18 protein-coding genes and 1 pseudogene are annotated in these 17,154 nt (G+C 63.4%); 11 read left to right on the top strand and 8 right to left on the bottom strand.

Annotated features, from left to right (window positions below):
• Positions 1-80: 80 nt before the first annotated feature.
• Positions 81-626 (bottom strand): peptidylprolyl isomerase, encoded by a 546-nt coding sequence (locus BN2694_RS15975; RefSeq protein WP_135667410.1) that lies wholly within the window; start codon positions 624-626, stop codon positions 81-83.
• Between the two features lie 231 nt (positions 627-857).
• Between BN2694_RS15975 and BN2694_RS17470 the strand changes: the two genes are divergently transcribed.
• The gene (locus BN2694_RS17470; protein ID WP_210409007.1) at positions 858-4,154 is read left to right on the top strand and encodes a GAF domain-containing protein; all 3,297 of its coding nucleotides are present in this window, start codon (positions 858-860) and stop codon (positions 4,152-4,154) included.
• Positions 4,155-4,298: 144 nt separating this feature from the next.
• Positions 4,299-4,835: a hypothetical protein gene (locus tag BN2694_RS15950; protein ID WP_244605486.1), complete on the top strand. Its 537-nt coding sequence runs from the start codon at positions 4,299-4,301 to the stop codon at positions 4,833-4,835.
• Positions 4,836-4,855: 20 nt separating this feature from the next.
• Here BN2694_RS15950 and BN2694_RS15945 read toward each other — a convergent pair whose 3' ends face one another.
• The 5 genes from BN2694_RS15945 to BN2694_RS15925 all read right to left on the bottom strand — a co-directional run bounded on the left by BN2694_RS15945 (position 4,856) and on the right by BN2694_RS15925 (position 8,465).
• Positions 4,856-5,896 (bottom strand): zinc-dependent alcohol dehydrogenase family protein, encoded by a 1,041-nt coding sequence (locus BN2694_RS15945; protein ID WP_135667408.1) that lies wholly within the window; start codon positions 5,894-5,896, stop codon positions 4,856-4,858.
• Positions 5,897-6,001: 105 nt separating this feature from the next.
• On the bottom strand, positions 6,002-6,385 hold the full coding sequence (locus BN2694_RS15940) for a DUF5658 family protein (protein WP_135667406.1): 384 nt from the start codon (positions 6,383-6,385) through the stop codon (positions 6,002-6,004).
• A gap of 211 nt (positions 6,386-6,596) precedes the next feature.
• Complete coding sequence (locus tag BN2694_RS15935; RefSeq protein WP_135667404.1) at positions 6,597-6,983, bottom strand: DUF5658 family protein; 387 nt, start codon at positions 6,981-6,983, stop codon at positions 6,597-6,599.
• A 30-nt stretch (positions 6,984-7,013) separates the two neighbouring features.
• Positions 7,014-7,346, bottom strand: coding sequence for a hypothetical protein (locus tag BN2694_RS15930; RefSeq protein WP_135667402.1), 333 nt, complete (start codon positions 7,344-7,346; stop codon positions 7,014-7,016).
• A gap of 51 nt (positions 7,347-7,397) precedes the next feature.
• Positions 7,398-8,465 carry an anthranilate phosphoribosyltransferase gene (locus tag BN2694_RS15925; RefSeq protein WP_394346589.1) on the bottom strand — a complete coding sequence of 356 codons (1,068 nt, stop codon included), beginning with the start codon at positions 8,463-8,465 and terminating at the stop codon, positions 7,398-7,400.
• A gap of 184 nt (positions 8,466-8,649) precedes the next feature.
• Here BN2694_RS15925 and BN2694_RS15920 point away from each other — a divergent pair, with 184 nt between their 5' ends.
• The 4 genes from BN2694_RS15920 (at position 8,650) to BN2694_RS15905 (ending at position 10,735) form a co-directional block, all read left to right on the top strand.
• Positions 8,650-9,237 (top strand): response regulator, encoded by a 588-nt coding sequence (locus BN2694_RS15920; RefSeq protein WP_135667398.1) that lies wholly within the window; start codon positions 8,650-8,652, stop codon positions 9,235-9,237.
• 58 nt (positions 9,238-9,295) lie between these two features.
• On the top strand, positions 9,296-9,571 hold the full coding sequence (locus BN2694_RS15915; RefSeq protein ID WP_135667396.1) for a DUF7577 domain-containing protein: 276 nt from the start codon (positions 9,296-9,298) through the stop codon (positions 9,569-9,571).
• 68 nt (positions 9,572-9,639) lie between these two features.
• Complete coding sequence (locus tag BN2694_RS15910) at positions 9,640-10,326, top strand: RAD55 family ATPase (RefSeq protein WP_135667394.1); 687 nt, start codon at positions 9,640-9,642, stop codon at positions 10,324-10,326.
• A 1-nt stretch (position 10,327) separates the two neighbouring features.
• Positions 10,328-10,735, top strand: coding sequence for a hypothetical protein (locus tag BN2694_RS15905; protein ID WP_135667392.1), 408 nt, complete (start codon positions 10,328-10,330; stop codon positions 10,733-10,735).
• A gap of 25 nt (positions 10,736-10,760) precedes the next feature.
• Here the strand turns inward: BN2694_RS15905 and BN2694_RS15900 are convergent, their stop codons facing one another.
• Entirely contained in the window at positions 10,761-11,048 is a 288-nt protein-coding gene (locus BN2694_RS15900; RefSeq protein WP_135667390.1) for a DUF5789 family protein, read from the bottom strand.
• A gap of 147 nt (positions 11,049-11,195) precedes the next feature.
• On the opposite strand from BN2694_RS15900, the gene BN2694_RS15895 reads away from it, so the two are divergent.
• Positions 11,196-11,972 (top strand): PHP domain-containing protein, encoded by a 777-nt coding sequence (locus BN2694_RS15895; protein ID WP_135667388.1) that lies wholly within the window; start codon positions 11,196-11,198, stop codon positions 11,970-11,972.
• An 80-nt stretch (positions 11,973-12,052) separates the two neighbouring features.
• A complete protein-coding gene (locus tag BN2694_RS17280) occupies positions 12,053-12,217 on the top strand; it encodes a DUF6757 family protein (protein ID WP_167880068.1) in 165 nt (54 codons plus the stop codon).
• 31 nt (positions 12,218-12,248) lie between these two features.
• Here the strand turns inward: BN2694_RS17280 and BN2694_RS15890 are convergent, their stop codons facing one another.
• Entirely contained in the window at positions 12,249-13,031 is a 783-nt protein-coding gene (locus BN2694_RS15890; RefSeq protein WP_135667386.1) for an alpha/beta fold hydrolase, read from the bottom strand.
• 104 nt (positions 13,032-13,135) lie between these two features.
• Between BN2694_RS15890 and BN2694_RS15885 the strand changes: the two genes are divergently transcribed.
• The 3 genes and pseudogenes from BN2694_RS15885 to BN2694_RS18195 form a co-directional block, all read left to right on the top strand.
• Positions 13,136-13,888 carry a DICT sensory domain-containing protein gene (locus BN2694_RS15885; protein ID WP_135667384.1) on the top strand — a complete coding sequence of 251 codons (753 nt, stop codon included), beginning with the start codon at positions 13,136-13,138 and terminating at the stop codon, positions 13,886-13,888.
• Positions 13,889-14,016: 128 nt separating this feature from the next.
• Positions 14,017-15,879 carry a cation:proton antiporter domain-containing protein gene (locus BN2694_RS15880; RefSeq protein ID WP_135667382.1) on the top strand — a complete coding sequence of 621 codons (1,863 nt, stop codon included), beginning with the start codon at positions 14,017-14,019 and terminating at the stop codon, positions 15,877-15,879.
• A 1,160-nt stretch (positions 15,880-17,039) separates the two neighbouring features.
• Positions 17,040-17,144: pseudogene (locus tag BN2694_RS18195) on the top strand (hypothetical protein); the annotation flags it as partial.
• Between the last annotated feature and the right edge of the window lie 10 nt (positions 17,145-17,154).

Raw genomic sequence — 17,154 nt, 5'->3', positions numbered from 1 at the left:
CGGCAAGCCGGTGCCGATGGCTGCAAAAGCCGCCCGGATCGCGGACGCGATCGATCGCGTTGGCTGGCTCGTCGGGGAGATTACTCGTGTATCTCGACGGATTTGAGACGAACGTCCTCGACCGGCTCGTCCCGCGGACCGGTCTCGACATTGCCGAGTTCCTCGAGGGCGTCCATGCCGTCGATGACCTCACCGAAGACGGCGTGGTCGCCGTCGAGGTGGGGCTGGGCGTCCAGCGTAATGAAGAACTGTGAGCCGTTGGTGTTCGGGCCGCTGTTGGCCATCGAGAGGACACCCGGGCCGTCGTGGCCCAGCTCGTCGTGGAACTCGTCGTCGAAGGTGTAGCCCGGCCCGCCGCGACCGGTCCCCGTCGGATCGCCCATCTGTACCATGAATCCGTCGATGATGCGGTGGATCGGGATGTCCTCGTAGAAGGCGTCACCGCGGATCTCACTCGTCTCGGGATCCTCCCAGGTCGGTGTCTCTGGGGCCGGTTCGGCGTCGGCTGCGGGGTCGTGTGCTGCTAGGTTGACGAAGTTCTCGACGGTCGTCGGCACTCGCTCGTCGTACAGTTCGACTTCGATGTCGCCGTGGGTCGTCTCCAAGGTCGCTGTCAGATCGCTCATAGAACTGCCGAGGAGTGGCGGATGGATAACCGTGGTGGTTGTGGTGGCGCGTTCCCGGGTATCGCCCGTACGGGTTCGACGGTCTCGTGTCCCTCTTCGATCGCGTCATTGCCTCCTTGATCCACGCTACAGCTGTCTCGCCCGCACAGCCAGCACCCATCACGCCGACCGAAACGGGGGTAATCGCACCGACTCTTTATTTACTGCCGCCGAGAAGGTATCGATCAGACGATGGCGCAGGGGACCGACATCGCCGTGTTGCACGTCGACGATGATCCGGACTTCGCCGAACTCACCGCGACGTACTTACAGCGAGAGGACGACCGGATCGTCGTCGAAACCGCGACGAGCGCGGTGGATGGGCTGGCGCGGCTGTCGGAAATCGATGTCGACTGTATCGTCAGCGAATACGACATGCCGGGACGTGACGGCATCGAGTTCTTCGAGGCTGTCCGCGAGGACCACTCTGAGGTCCCCTTCATTCTCTTCACCGGGAAAGGCAGCGAAGCCGTTGCGAGCCGAGCGATCTCGGCCGGTATCACTGACTACCTGCAAAAACAGGGTGGCACCAGTCAGTATGTTCTCCTCGCCAACAAGATCGTCAACGCCGTCGACACGACTCGCAGCCGGGAACGGGCGGAGGCGGTGTCCCGGATCCGAGAGATTCTCCGGGAGATCAATCAGGACCTCGTCCGTGCTCGAAGCCGCGAGGCGATCGAGTCGGCGGTCTGTCGGACGATCAGCCAGGTCGATCCCTACCGGCTGGCCTGGATCGGCGTCGACGAGGGCGATTCGGGCCAGCAGATCCATTTCCGTGCCAGCGCCGGCGATGCTACCGGCTACCTCGAGGCGGTTCCGTCGGTCATCGAAGCGACTGACGCGACCACCGCACCGGTCCGACGCGCGTTCCGCGATCGGGAACTGGCGACTACCCAGTCGATTCCCGTGGATCCATCTGCGGATACCTGGCAGACGCTGGCTCGTGAGTACGACATTCGCGGCGTCGCGGCGATCCCGCTGCTGTACGAAGACACGCTGTACGGGGTGTTGACTGTCTATAGCGGGTGTGCGGAATTCATCGACGACCGGGAACGGGACCTACTGGTCGAGTTGGGCCAGGACGTCGCCCACGCGATCCATCGCGTCGAGAGCGAACGGGAACTGCGCGAACAGCGGGCAGATCTTCGGCTCTACGAGCACGTAGTCGAGTCCTCGAGTGATCTTCTGGCAGGCATCGACAGGGAGTATACGTTGATCTTCGCCAACGAGCGCTATCGAGAGTTCCACGGGATCGGGGCCGACGACGTCGGCGACCTGCCGCTGCCGGACGTTCTCGGTGACCAGTGGGACGCGGCCATCGAGCAACGCGAAGAAGCTGTCCTGAACGGGAACGTTCTCAGCTACGAGATCGAACGGGCCGGGCCTGACGGCGAGCCCCGGACGTTCTCCGTACGGGACTACCCGCTGCGTGACGACGATGGGACGATCATCGGGGTCGTCGGTTCGATGCGTGATATCACCAAACGGACCGAACGCGAGCGGGAACTGCGCCGACTCAAAGAGCGACTCGACCTGGCTGTCGATGCGGCCGGGATCGGCATCTGGGACTGGGACGTTCGGACCGACACCGTCCAGTTCAACGACCAGTGGGCGACGATGCTCGAGTCCTCGCCGGCGGACATCGACTCCCATATCGACGCCTGGGAGGCGCGCGTCCATCCCGACGACTTGCCGGCGGCCCGGGAGAAATTCCAGGCCCATCTCTCCGGCGAGACAGCGGATTTCGATGACGAACTCCGGGTGCGAACCGACGACGACTCCTGGCTGTGGATCCGTTGTGTCGGGCGGCTCGTCGACCGGGACGAACAGGGCGATCCGATCCGGGCGGTCGGGATCAACCTCGACATCGACGAGCGCAAGCAACGCGAACAGGCCCTCGCCGAGAGCGAATGCCGCTATCGATCGCTGTTCGAGTCGAACCCAGCCGTCGTCTGGGTAGAAGATTTCTCGGCCGTGAGAGAGTACGTCGAGTCGTTGCGGGGCGAGGTTGATGACGTGCAAGCGTATATCGAAGCGAACCCCGCGGAGGTCCACACGATTCTGGAACTCGTCGAGATTCTGGACGTCTCAGCGGAGGCGGTAGACCGGTACGGTGCGCCGTCGAAGGAGGCTCTGATGGCGAACGTGGATGAGCTCTTTACCCCGGAGGCTTACGCGGCCAACGCCGAGCTCTGGCGTCGACTCGCCGACGGTGAGACTCACTTTCGGGTCCAGACTGTCGCACAGACCTTCGACGGTGACCGGATGGATGAGATCCTCGACGTCCGGGTTCCGGACGCGAACGCTGACGACTATTCTCGCGTGTACCTGACGGCCATCGACGTCACGGACCGCGAACGTCGTGAACAGAAACTCGAGGCCTTACACGACGTCGCGACAGCTCTCCAGGCATGTGAGTCCGCCGAGTACGTCTACGACCGGACGATCGAAGCCAGCGAGGAGATCCTCGAGTTCGACCTCAGTGCCATCGACATCGAGGCAGACGGGACGCTCCGGACTGTCGCTCTCTCGGCGGACGCCCCCGAGAACGCGACAGCGGAGCTGTCGGTTGGGGACGGGGTCGTCACAGAAACGTATCGAACGGGCGAGTCGCTGTTGGTCGACGACGTTCAGACCCACCCGGCGGCTCACTCACAGGGTCCGTTTCGATCGCGGATCAGCGTCCCGATCGGGGAGCACGGCGTGTTCCAGGCCGTAGCCGAGCAACCGGGTGCATTCGACGAATCCGACCTCGAACTGGCGGAACTCCTGGTGAGCCACGCCGAGAGTGCGCTCGACCGACTCGAACACGAACGCCGCCTCGAACGCCACAACGAGCGGTTAGCGGAGTTTGCAAGCATCGTGAGCCACGATCTCCGAAACCCGCTGTCGGTCGCTCGCGGCAACGTCGAACTCCTCGCCCAGGAGTACGACGCCGGGGCACTCGATACCGTGATGGACGCCCACGAGCGCATGGAGACGCTGATCGACGACCTGCTCGGACTCACGCTGGAGCGCGACAGGGGCATCGACATCGAGACACTCGACCTGGGGGAACTGGCTGAGCGCTGCTGGGAGACGGTCGCGACGGCCGACGCCACGCTCGTACTCGAAACCGAACAGGCAGTTCGGGCCGATCGAAGCCAGTTACAACACGTTCTCCAGAACCTGTTCGGGAACGCCGTGGAGCATGGCTCCACGAGCCCTGACTCACAAGTTCGTCAGGACGCCGTCGAACACGGGGGTGGGGCCGTGACCGTAACGGTCGGCGATCTCGAGGACGGCTTTTACGTCGCTGACGATGGACCCGGAATCTCTGCTGACGAGCGGTCGACCGTCTTCGACGTCGGTTATTCGACTGACGACGGGACGGGATACGGGCTCGCCATCGTCGAACGGGCTGTCGATGTCCACGGCTGGGAGATCGCTATCACCGAAAGTCACGACGGCGGCGCTCGCTTCGAGATTACCGGCGTCGCCGTCGAGTAGTCGCTGTGAGGTTGCCCAGACGCGCCTAGGGTTCACCGGGTCGGCGTCGGCCGCGGGATCGTGTGTCGCATCGTCGGTGAGTCCGTTTTCTGTCCGGACGCAGACGACGGTGGCTTTTACTATTGCTAATCCAATACGTCGTTCATGGTGCCGGACGGACTGCAGGGGGAAACGGGGACACCCTCCGAGGCGACGGGGGCGACCGAGACGGTCGGCGACGGGGGCGACTGGTCGTTGTTGAACTGGATCGTGATTGCGGTGTTCGGAGCCCTGACGGCAGTCGGGATCGCACTGTCAACCGGTCTCTTCGAGTGGGTCGTCGCCATCCCCGAAGGATCCGAAACGAATCCGGTGACGATTCCCGTGTACGTGTATCTCTACGCCGCGCTCGGGACGCTCGGGTACATCTTCACCCGTCTGATGCACAAACTCGACCAGTACACGGAGTGGAACCGCTGGGAGCACTTAGTGGAGATGGCGATGCGGATCCCGGCCGCGTGTATCCTCGCGGCCGGCGTCTACCTCTTCGTCGGAAACTTCGGCGGCGTCGAGGGCGTCGAGGGCGCGCGCTTCACCGCCGGCGTGTCCTTTCTCGTTGGCCTCTACGTCAATGTCGCGCTGAAGGCCCTCGGGAGTCTCGCGGATCGGATTCTCGGCCGGGCACCACAGCAGTCGAATTGAGTTCGGCTCACCGGCAGCCATCACGTCTTGACCAGCACCTTGATCGCTTCACGCTCGTCCATCGCTTGGTACCCGTCAGGTACCCCATCCAGGTCGACCGTTTTCGTGAAGATCGGTGAAGGGTCCAGAGTTCCACCGATCACGTCTGCGAGCAGCTCCTCGGCGTAGGCCCGCACTGGCGCGACGCCACCCCGGAGCGTGACGTTGTCACCGAACAGCCCGAACACGTCGAGTCCTTCCTCGTCGGTCCCGTGTGGGACACCGACGTACCCGACGGTTCCACCGGGTCGGGCGACGGCGATCGCGGTGTCCATCGCGCTGGCGGCCCCGACACATTCCATGACGTGATTCGCGCCGCCGTGCGTAACCTCCAGTGCGCGTTCGATCGCATCGTCGCCACGGGCAGCGATGGTTTCGGTGGCGCCGAACTGTTCGGCGAGTTCCAGGCGGTCCTCGTGGTGGCCCATCGCGACGATCCGTTCGGCGCCGAGTCGTCGCGCGGCGAGGACGCCACACAGTCCGACCGCGCCGTCGCCAACGACCACGCAGGTCGCGCCCGCCGCCACACCCGCACTGACGGCGGCGTGGTGGCCGGTTCCCATAACGTCTGTCAGTGGGAGGATCGCACGGAGTGTGTCCTCGTCGTCGGCGTGGCGGTCGGGAACGCGCACGAGCGTTCCATCCGCGTGACGCGCCCGGACGTACTCGCCCTGGGCGCCGCCGTTCTCGCCGCCCCAGGAGTCGCCGTTCACACAGGACGTGTGGAGTCCCTTTCGGCAGAACTCACACTCGCCACAGCTGATGACGAAGGGGGCGAACACGCGATCCCCGGGCTCGACCGAGCGCACGTCGTCGCCCGTCTCCTCGACGATGCCCATCGGCTCGTGACCGATACGGGACGGTACGTCCCGATCGGATTCTCCGCGGTACGGCCAGAGGTCCGACCCGCAGATGGCAGTATGGGTCACGCGGACGATCGCGTCCGTCGGTGATTCGATCTCGGGGTTGGGAACTTCTTCGATCGCGATTTCGCCTGGGCCGTGGTAGACGGCTGCGCGCATGCCCCGTTTCTGGGGCGGGACGGCCTTAAATCGGCGGCCGCGATCCCGGGCGGGAGTTACGGAAAGTTCGAGGTGAGAGCCTCGCGCTTTGGCGCGGGGAGGATATCACGCGGTGGCGATCGTGACGACGTTGAGCGCGACCACGACCGCGGTGACGCCACCGAACCCCGCGAGGGCGGCCTGTCCCTGTTGTTCGTCGACGAGGTACCAGGTCACGGCGAGAACGGCCAAAGCGGCGACTTTCAGTCCTGCGAGTCCGGGGACACCGACTGTCTCGAGGAGCCATCGGGTCAGCGCGTTCCCCTCCGAGAGCCCACGCCCAAGACCCAGTGTCGTCGTCAGGATGTCGAGGGCCGACGCCGCGAGCACTGCCGTCCAGAGCGCGACCGTGAGTGTCGAAAGCGAGATCCCTCGCTCGATGTTGGTTGTCGCGTCGATACTCTCTCGCGTCGATACTGTCCGGTCGGTAGCTGTCTGCTGGTCTCCCATCCATCCCACTTTCCGTGGACGACGGATCCCCCGTCCGTCGCCCGACTACCTGCCGTGTCAACGACCGGCTTATTTATTTTTTCGATCCTGAATTTCATCTCGGGTAAGGGGTGGCGACGATGAGTGTCGTCCAGGTCAGTCGTCGGTGGGTGCGCTTCAACAGTGTATGTCCGTCGACGGTGTGTCAGTGGAACACCGAGCGTCGAACCGCTCACAGTCCCGCGAGCGTGAGTGTGTTGAGGGCGCTCACCAGCAGCGTCACCAGTGCAAATCCCATGAGGACGAGTCGCGAGGACTCGCCTTTCAGGTATCCCCAGGCACCCACCAGCGCGAGCAGGGCCAGGAGTTTGAGCGCGCCGATCCCCGGCGTCCCGTAGGTAGCCATGAACGCGCGTGCGACTGCGTTCCCTTCAGAGAGGCCCGACCCGACACCGACGATAGTGGTCACGACATCCAGGGCAGATCCCACAATGACGACCGCCCAGAGAACGGCGTCGGCTTCGGGTAGTGGCTGTGGCTCGAGGACGTCTTCGAGGGCGAACAGGCCCGCCTCGAACCAGGCGGGCACGACTCGCTCGGGAAGGGTTCTGAGGTCCATCGGGGGAGAGTCGGGAACGGGTCCCACCGATCAGGTTCGTGGCTCGACCCACGTCGGCGACTGGTAGTAGTTCAGGTAGAACGTCCGACCACAGCCGTCCTTGCCGGGTATCGGGCCGTCCTGTCGGTCGGTCCTTGGTGGTGCGTTGTCCGTCGCGGGCCGGCTCGGTCCTCGATCGGGTACGTCTACGTCACCTAGACAGACGAGCTCGATACCGTCTGCGGCATCGAGGTCGCCCGTCGTGGCTGCATACTCCCGTTCGGGATCCGGCTGGGCCTGCACTGATCGGTCCCGTAACTCCGGGGCGCGATCGACGCTCGTGACCGCGCCGCAGTACGGGCAGTAGTAGGAGACTTCGACCATACCGGGCCAAGGGCCCGTAGAACTATAGCTCCGGGGACTCCGGTCACCGGCTCAGAACGCCCGGAGTGCGTTCAGTTTTGCTGACGCCTCACCGCTCTGGAGTATCTCTCGGGCGGTCTCGACACCTGTGTTGATATCGGCGACATCTTCGCGTGCGTACATGCGCAACGCGGCGTTGAGTGCCACGGCATCGGCGAACGCGTCCGTCCGTTCGCCCGCCAGAACGTCCTCGGTGATGGTGGCGGAGTCGGCGGCGACGTCAGCCACTTCCAGGGCGTCCTCGCTCGCGCCGAACCCGTACTCGGCAGTTTCGATCGTCGCGTCCGCAATCCCCTCGCCGCCGTCCCACTCTGCGATCGTCGTCGAACCGGGCCGGACGTCGTCGTACCCCTCTAGACCCTGGACGAACAGCGCGCGCTCGAAGGGGAGTTCCCGGGACGCTTCGAGCGTGCCGGCAAGTTTCTTCGCGAACGCAAGATGATAGAAACTACCCAGGTGAACGGTCGCGTTTGCGGGGTCGATCAGCGTCTCGACAGTGTTGAGGAACGTCCGGACGCCCATCTCGTCGCGGCGGTCCAACAGCGCTGTCGTCCCGGGATCGACGTTGGGCTGGTAGTAGAACCCAAAGCCTACGTCGTCGACCATGTCGGCGCTCTCGTCCGGTTCGAGGTCCGTCCGGACGCCGAGTGCTTCGAGGACGTGCCTGTATGCGGTCTGTTTCTGTGTCGGGACGCGATCACCGCTGTGGACGACGACTGGCGTCCCGGCCGCCGCGGCGACGAGTCCGGCGGCGACGCCGAGCAGCGCGGTCGAGCCTTTGCCGTCGTAGTTGGCCCCACAGTCGACCGGGTCAGCCTCCGGTGTCGCCGTTCGCACGCTCTCCTCACGCAGGACGTCGACGAACGCGGCGAGTTCTTCGGGGGTGTTGCGCTTCCAGCGGTTGGCAAGCCAGAACGCGCCCAGAGTCGTCTCGGCAGGCTCGCCAGCCAAGATCCGGTTCATGGCTTCTCGGGCCTGCGACCGCGTCATGTCGTCGGCGGACTTGTGGCCCGAACCGACTACATCGGTCATCAGTCTGTGGAGAGGCCATTCCCCAGTGGAGTCGTCAGTCATGATCAGACGTGGCACCGAATCGTGCTTAAGCCACCGGATACCGGCGAGGTTTCGTCGGCGTCGATGACGCCCGTTTCCTTCTTCGGATCGTCCGACCCCGGATCGACTGGATCCAATAGGGGGCGTTGGACTCCAGTGGATCAAACGCCAGAAACCTTATCACATCTGCCACGCCAGTATCGATCGTTAGATGTCCGCAAGTGTCGCCCCTATCGTGCTGGTGGTCGACGACGAGTCAGATGTCGCCGACGCCTACGCGGCCCAACTCGAGGACCGATACACGGTTCTGACGGCCTACAGCGGCCAGGAAGCCCTCGAAACCGTCGACGAGACCATCGACGTCATCCTGCTGGATCGGCGGATGCCGGGGATCTCCGGCGACGAGGTCCTCGATAGGATTCGCGATCGCACTCTGGACTGTCGGATCGCGATGGTCACGGCCGTCGACCCGGACTTCGACGTCATCGAGATGCCGTTCGACGACTACATCACCAAGCCAGTCTCCCGCGAAGACTTATTCGACACCATCGAGCGACTCCTGTCCTTTCAGTCCTACGAGGAGCAGTTCCAGCAGTTTTACCGGTTGACGACGAAACTGGCCACCCTCCGGGCCAACAAGAGCGAAGCCGAGCTAAATCACAACGATGCGTTCCAGCAACTGCTGGACCGACGGGACGAACTCAGAGCGGAACTCGACGACACGCTCTCGACTTTCGACGACGACGATCTCTCTACCGTATTCACAGACCTCGACACAGACAGCGAAGAGGACCGATAGCGCGGCCGGACTCTTCTTGAACCGAAAACCCAAGTACTACCGAGACATACGTTAGCACATGGCTCCTGTCTGGGGCTGGATCCTGGCGTATGCCCTGGGATTCTTGCTGTTTCAGGCGGTCGTCTACTGGTACCTCCAGGGTGATCGGACCACTATCGAGGAACCGACGCCGGGGTACGGCGAGGGTGACCTGGCGATGCATCCGGCGATAGATAGCCCGGACCGCGACGGGGCAGTCGCCGACGGATCGATTCGGTGTCCACACTGTGGGGCGTCCAACGCGTGCGAGTCGAGTTATACCTACTGTCGGGAGTGTATTCGGGCACTGCGCTGAGCCATTCGAGTATCATCACTGAGAACACTGAAGAAACACCTTAGTGCCGACGGTGTCATAGCTCAAATATGCGTGTGGCCAGTGGTGTGCCGGGGTTCGACGACCTCGTCGACGGTGGATTGCTGTCGGACCGCCTCTACGTCGTCAGCGGCCCGCCAGGTAGCGGGAAGACGACGTTCTCCTCGATGTTCATCACCCAGGGTGCTAAGGAAGGCGAGAACTGTCTGTATGTGACTATGCACGAGACCAAGAAGGAACTGCAGGAGGACATGTCCGGCTTCGAGTTCGGGTTCGACCGGGCGATCCAGTCAAACGCCGTCCAGTTCCTCAACCTCGTGACAGAACCAGGCAAGCGCGCGATCTCGCAGTTCGGCAAGGAGGGTGGGCTGACAAACCGCCTCGTAGCCTACATCGAGTCCAACGATGTCGACCGCGTCGTGATCGACTCGACGATGTTGCTTCAGCACTTCTTCAACGATGTCAGCGACGAGATCACGGGCTTTCTCTCGGCGCTGAAACAGACCGACGCCACGATCGTCCTCATTTCGGAGATGACCGACCCGAGTGCCTACTCGGACGAGCACTACCTGGCCCACGGCGTGATCTTCTTCCACAACTTCTTGGAGTCCGGCGGGATGCAACGGGGCATCCAGGTGATCAAGATGCGCGGGACTGCCATCGACTGTGACATCCGCGAGATCGAGTTTTCTGACGAGGGATTGTGCGTCCACACGGACCGGAAGGTCCAGGCCTGATATGTACGACCGCACCTACGGTACCGAGTGGGAAACACTGGGCAAGAACGAGGCCGCCGAGCGAGCGTTTGCCCTGGGTGTGGCTTCGGTCCTTGGTGATCCCGATCCCGAGGAGTACGACCGCGTTCTCGAGACGACGGTCAACTCTTATGACCGTAGCATCGTCGAACTCGCCTACCAGGAGGGCAAACAAAAGGCAACGGGGAAACGCCGGGAGTTCGACGAGGACGAGGACGTCTGGGACGCACTCGTCGAGGACGACGGTCCGAAGACCACAGTCGACGAGGACGCCCTGCCGACCGGCGATCGTGACGGACTCCCGGCCGCACTGGATTCGCTGGATCTACTCGATCGACCGATCGAGGATGAACTCGAGGCCGAACGACTCCCGGAATTCCTCAGGAAGTGACCTGCTTCGGTGTCCGAGACGCCGCCTACAGCGACCGCTGGGTACGGACATCAGCACCGGGGCTGAACGGATCGCGATCGCTGTAGAACTTCCGGCCGATAGCGCCGGCGCTGACGGCAGAGTATAGCGCCGCTGTAGCCTCTTCGTGTGTTTCGTAGGTTTCTGCGTCGAGGCGGCCGAAGACTTCCGCGAGTGTCTCCGATCCGTCCGAGTACTCTATCTCGACGTCGCCGCACGCGGCCAGCAGGTCGGCGGTCGTGGTCGGATAGTGGTGCATTCTGAGTCGGTCGGTCGCGTCTTGAATCGTCCGCATACATCTCTAAAAATCATGGTCCCTAATAAACCTTAACAATTAATAATCTGAGATCATGAAACTGAGTCACACAGGGCAGAACAGCCGCGGTCGTCACCGCGCCGGGGCCACCGCAAGGTGGAAGGGGGCCCTCGGCCAATCCGGTCCATGGTCGTCGCCGATCTACACGTTCACACCACGCGTTCGGACGGTTCGCTCGCGCCCGAGCGTGTCGCGAATGCGGCCCGCCGAGCCGGTCTCGAGGCGGTCGCGATCACTGACCACGACCGTCTCCCTCCGGACGAGGTGGCACTGACCGATCAAGACGGCGTCACCGTAATCGGTGGCATCGAACTCCGCGTCACGACCGACGAGGAACCGCTCGACCTGCTGGGATACGGGATCGATCCGACGCCCGCAATCCGCGCCGAGATCGACCGTCTGCAGCGCGACCGGATCGAGCGCGCCCGGACGATCGTCTCGCGGGTCGAGGACCACATCGACGTCGACCTCGACATCTCGTTCGGTCCGGGCGTGGGTCGGCCCCACGTCGCGCGAGCGATCGCCCGGAGTCCCGCGTCCTACGGCTACGACGAGGCGTTCGAGCACCTCATCGGCGACGACGGGCCCTGCTATGTCGCCCGCGATATCACGTCCTACGAGCGCGGCCGCGAATTGCTGGCAGAGGCGTGTGATCTGGTGAGTCTCGCCCACCCGCTCCGGTACGACGACCCCGGCGCGGCGTTGTCCCGCGTTGCCGAACTCGACGCCGTCGAACTGGCCTATCCCTACGGTCGAGCAGTTGACCTCGCACCTGTCGAGGCTGCGATTGGGGACAACGATCTGCTTGCGACTGGCGGGAGCGACGCCCACGGCCAAGACGTTGGGATTGCTGGTCTCGACCAACCGGCCTACGGGCGCGTCCGCGATCGACTGACTGGATAAGTGCCCTGTGACCGAGAACTGTCTGCCGTCCGTCGGACGCGAACGGAGGCTTCAATGTGTCCGGCGTGTTACCCAGAGGTATGCAGTGTCACTACTGTGACCGCGAGGCCGAAGTCGCGGTCGAGAAAGACGCCCTCAAGGTCGGGCTCTGCGAGGAGCACTTCCGTGATCGGATGTCCGAACTGGCCGACGGCGACTTCGTCGAGGGCGTCGAGCAAGACCTCGATATCGACCGCGAGTCGTGATCTTTTCGGGAGTCGGTCGTCCCCTGACGGGCTAGGTCTCGTGCTGCCGTTCGTCCAGCCATGCCAGTAGTTCGTCGGCGACCACCCCACTCTCGCTGACTGGGAGTAGATGCCCACCCTCGACTCGGCGATGCCGGCCGCGGGGTAACGCTTCGGCCAATCGTGCGGTCGCTTCGGGATCGACGATCCGGTCGGCCGCGGCGCCGACCACCAGCGCGGGTGTCGTAATCTCGTAGAGCGAATCGAGGTCGGCGTCGAGCCAGGCCGCCCGCTGAGCGGCCCAGCCCGTGGGGTCTGCGTCGTCGCGACGCCGCCACTCGACGATCCGGTCGATCTCCGCGGGATGTTCCGCGAGGACTCCCGGGGCAAACGCCGCCTCGAGAGACTGCTTGAGTGCGTCGCGGTCGTCACGCGATGTGGCAAGCGACGCCAGCGCGTCGGCGTCGACCGCACTCCCCCCGGCCGTTCCCAGCAGAACCAACGACGTGACGTGTTCGTGACGGCGGGCGTACTCCAGGGCGATAGCCCCGCCAAGGCCCGCGCCCACGAGATGGACGCGACGCCCGTCGATCGCGGAGACGATCGCTTCGAGGTCGCCCACGAGCGTTTCGAGTGTATACGGGCCGTCGGGGGCGTCCGAGTCGCCGGTCGCCCGGAGGTCCCAGACGACCGTTCGGTACGGGCCGGCGACAGCCGGCTGCAGGTATCCCCACAGCCACGCGCCGAACCCGGCGTCGTTGACGAACACGACCGGGTCGCCCTCGCCCCGGACGACGTACCGGAGTGAAACGCCGTCGTTGATGACAGTCGACATAGACGAGTGGACGGGCGCCCCGAGAATAGGTCCGGCGATCGGGGCTGTTGTCGTACTTGTGAGGACCCCCGGATCTATACGTCCCGACGTCCAACCTTTTTCCGATGGGGATTACGGAGTTCATCGACGCCGTCGACGATCGGGAGAAGACGGTCACAGTCCTCAATCGCGAGTCGGTCGATCCCCTCTACCGGATGCTCGAGGACATGTTCGAGTCGAACGCGGTCGCCGTCTCGGAGGACACGGATCCCGACGCCCCGGGCGACGTGGTCCTCCTCAGGGACGAGACGACGGGATCGCTCGCTGTCTCGCGGATGGACGCCGTCAGCGAGACGCTTCTGCTCGTCAACTCGGACCTGTACGTCACCGGGACAGTCCCGGTCGAGGAGGTCCAGACGCCGGAGGTCGTCGCCCACCTCGCGGACGTGACCTTCACCGTCGCGGACAAACAGAAGTTCCTGTTGATCCACATTTCCCGACACATCGAGTCACTGGCGCTGGAGACGGATTCGGGCGTCCTGCACTCGTCGTTCCAGCGGCTCTCTCGACTGCTCGACGAACGAGGGACCGGACGGGCATACGAGGCACTCGCCGACTCCGGGGTCGAGACCCACGTTTACGGGATCGACGACTGGGACATGCCGGCGTTCGCCGATCAACTGACCGTCCATGCGGGCGACACGCCGGAGCTCCGAGACGCGTGGTTCGTCGTCCACGACGGCGACGGTGACGACGACCGCAAGGCTGCCCTGGTCGCCGAAGAGATCGGCCCCGACGAGTACCGCGGCTACTGGACGTTCGAACCCGAACTGGTCGATGAGATCCTACAGTATCTCTCTACAACGTACGTCGGGTAATCGTCCATGTCCGTCGAGGGTCACAGAACCTTCCGTTCGGGAACGGACGGCGGACAATTCTCTACTGCAGTGAGAACGGCCGGCGGAGGCAACGCCATCTTCATTGCACTCGCTGTCGAAAGCACGCTGTGAGCGGGACCGTCGAGATCCTCCAGGTCGTGGTGACGATCGCCGGTCTCGGCGTCGTCGCGCAGATATTCTCGGACAGGCTACAGGTCCCTAGCGTCGTCTTCCTGTTGTTGGCCGGCGTGTTCGTCGGACCGGAGGGGCTCGGCGTCGTCACCCCCGCTGTCTTCGGCGGGAGCGACGGTGCGCTGCCGGCGATCGTCGGACTTAGCGTCGCGATCATCGTCTTCGAGGGGGCGTTCTCACTCCGAACCGAGCGTCTTCGGGAGGCGCCGCGGGCGACGTTTCGACTGGTCACATTCGGCGCGGCGATCACCCTGTTTGGAACCACCGTCTTTGTCCACACCTTGCTCGGGACGTCCTGGGGGCTCGCTCTGTTGATCGGGTCGTTGTTGGTCGCGACGGGTCCGACGGTCATCACTCCCATCGTGAATGTCGTCATGGTTCGCGAACAGGTCGCTTCCACGCTGGAGACGGAAGGCGTCGTCAACGACGTGACAGCAGCGATCCTGGCGGTCGTGACCTTCGAGTACGTGGTGCTCGAGACGCGTGGGCTGGGAACGTTCTTCCGGGAGTTCCTCTATCGCCTCGGCGCGGGCGTGGCTGTCGGGCTCGGCGTCGCCGTACTCGTGTGGCTGGTCCTGACTCGGATCGAGTCACGCGAAAACGAACCACAGAACGCACGACTGGTCGTCCTCGTTGCCGCCCTGGTCGCCTACGGCGTCGGTGAATCGATTCTCCCGGAGGCGGGCATCGCCGCAGTCGCGACGGCCGGGTTCGTGCTCGGCAACGTCGATTTGCCCTATCGGGAGACGATCGAGCGATTCAAAGGGGACGTCACGCTGCTGGTCAACTCCTTCGTGTTTATCACGCTGGCCTCGCTGTTCTCGCTCGGAGATCTGGGATTTCTCGGAGTCGCTGGCTTGCTTACCGCAGTCGCCGTTGCGCTCGTGGTCCGGCCGCTTGCAGTCTGGTTTTGTACGATCGGCACCTCGTTCACACTTGGCGAACGGGCGTTCATGAGCTTTGTCGGTCCGCGAGGGATCATCCCGGCCTCCGTCGCGACGTTGTTTGCCCTCGAGTTACAAACCCGTAACCCGGAGGCTGCAACAACGTTGGTTGGGACTGTCTTCCTCGTCATCTTCCTGACCGTGACGTTTGAAGGGGGTGGAGCGCGACATATCGCACAGGCGCTTCACGTGATCCCCAAACGGGTCCTCATCGTCGGCGGTGGTCGGATCGGGCGGTCGCTAGCCGACCGTCTCGCAGACCGTGGCGAGGAGGTCGTGATCGTCGACCGAGACGAGAGCGTCATCGAATCGTTGCGGGCAGATGGATACACTGTTCGAGAGGGTGATGCGACCGAACGGGGGGTGATCGAGAGCGCGGGCATCGCCAACGCGCGAGTTGTCGCGCTTGCGACCGCCGACGACGATGTCAACCTGCTGGTCGCCCAGCTGGCGAACAACACCTTCGACGTCGAGACGGTCATCTCTCGGGTGAACGAACCGAATAACGTCGACGCCTTCGAAGACCTGGACGTCGAGACGGTTTCGAGCTGGCGGGCCATCGCGTGGTCGATGGACAACCTCGTCGAACGGCCGGCGATCGCCCGCTGGATGACGGAACTCGACGAGACCGGCGATGTCCAGGAGATCGAGGTGACCGCCGAAGAGCACGTTGGCGAATCCGTCGCGAACCTCTCTGGGGCCATTCCGGAGGGCGCTCACCTGGCGATGATCACGCGAGATGGCGAGAGTTACATCCCCGACCCGGACCAGCGAATCGAGTGGGGTGACCACCTCACGTTTCTGGGCCGTCACGATGCGGTCCGCGCCGCCCTGGAGTACTGCGAGACAGCGTGACGGTCGACGGGGTGAACCCCGCGTCCCGAACGCTCTGGGAGCATTGTCGCCGTCCGAGCGCGGGTCTTCGACACTGCCGGCTGGGTTGAGGAGAGCTCGACCCCGCGGGACGTCCGGCCACTCCACGACCGTTGTTTCGAATGGGCTGCTCATTCCCGGTAGTTGATTGACTGAATTCTCATGGTATAGAATACTACCTCCAGTATGATACTATATTCTATATACCTCTATATCTTAGAAGTATTGAAGATTGTCAGAGAACTGTCGGAGACTCTTTCATGCCGAGTAGCAACGGGGCGCTGGGTCAGGGAGTACCGGTAACACGGCGGAAGCGGCCACGAGGCTCTTTTTAACACTCTCTGACCGGATTTCGACGGCAATCGACTTCGATACTGTTTGCCTCGCTGAGCTGAAACACCGCTGTCAGTCCGGGCCGCTCTCCGCGCGGGTTCTCCTCTGTCGATCATCCGTTTTGGGACGTATCTATCGCAATTTCGGCAGCAACAGCCGATAAAACGGCCAGTTGTCAGGGGAAGCCGTCGGTTCGACTGTTCTGTTCCCCGATACTCGACGGTATGGCTGACCGAGTAGAACGCCCCCGACTGATCCGAAATATAATACTAATTTTTCTGTATATTTAGGCGGCATTTATTTTGAGTTATTATATAATATAATTTATGTCATTACGAGATCGTCGCACGTCAGCCCCTCCGTGTTACCGCCATACTGATCGCCGACGAATCCCACCACTCCCGGAACCGGCTGTCGGCAGATAGGGGAACGCGATATTCCGGGCGTGAAGCGTGACGGTCGCAGTTCCGATCACGGTGTCTCGGGACGGTCGTCGGCATTCCCTGGACAGCCGTCGAAGAAGGCAAAATACGCCTTTGTGCGGGGAGTTACGCGTCGAGAACGGCGGCTCCGTCGAGTCTCCAGTCGGTAAGATATGGTCGCTCCGCGTCGACGAGGCCGGCAAAGCGGTTCCGGGCCCCTCGGGCGGCAGCGTTACAAGCGGGTCGTTCAGAAACGCCTGATACACGAGATCGCCATCGAAGCCGGTCTGCAGGGCGAAATCCCGACCTGAACGCGACGCTCAGGGCGATTACGCCTATGTTGTCCACTTCAATCAGGCGGAGACGGACGTCGAGGCGACCACTCCCCTGGAGTTCGGCGAGCACAATCCGAGCGGGCACCTGCCGGCCTCGATCCGGAAACCCGTCGGCCAACTGCCGGTCTACTACAGTCGGAAGCCGAACTCGGCCAGCGAGGAACACG

Source organism: Halorhabdus rudnickae, assembly GCF_900880625.1.
Lineage (GTDB): Archaea > Halobacteriota > Halobacteria > Halobacteriales > Haloarculaceae > Halorhabdus > Halorhabdus rudnickae.
The sequence above is the reverse complement of the archived record's forward strand: the minus strand, read 5'-3'. Positions and strand labels throughout refer to the sequence as shown.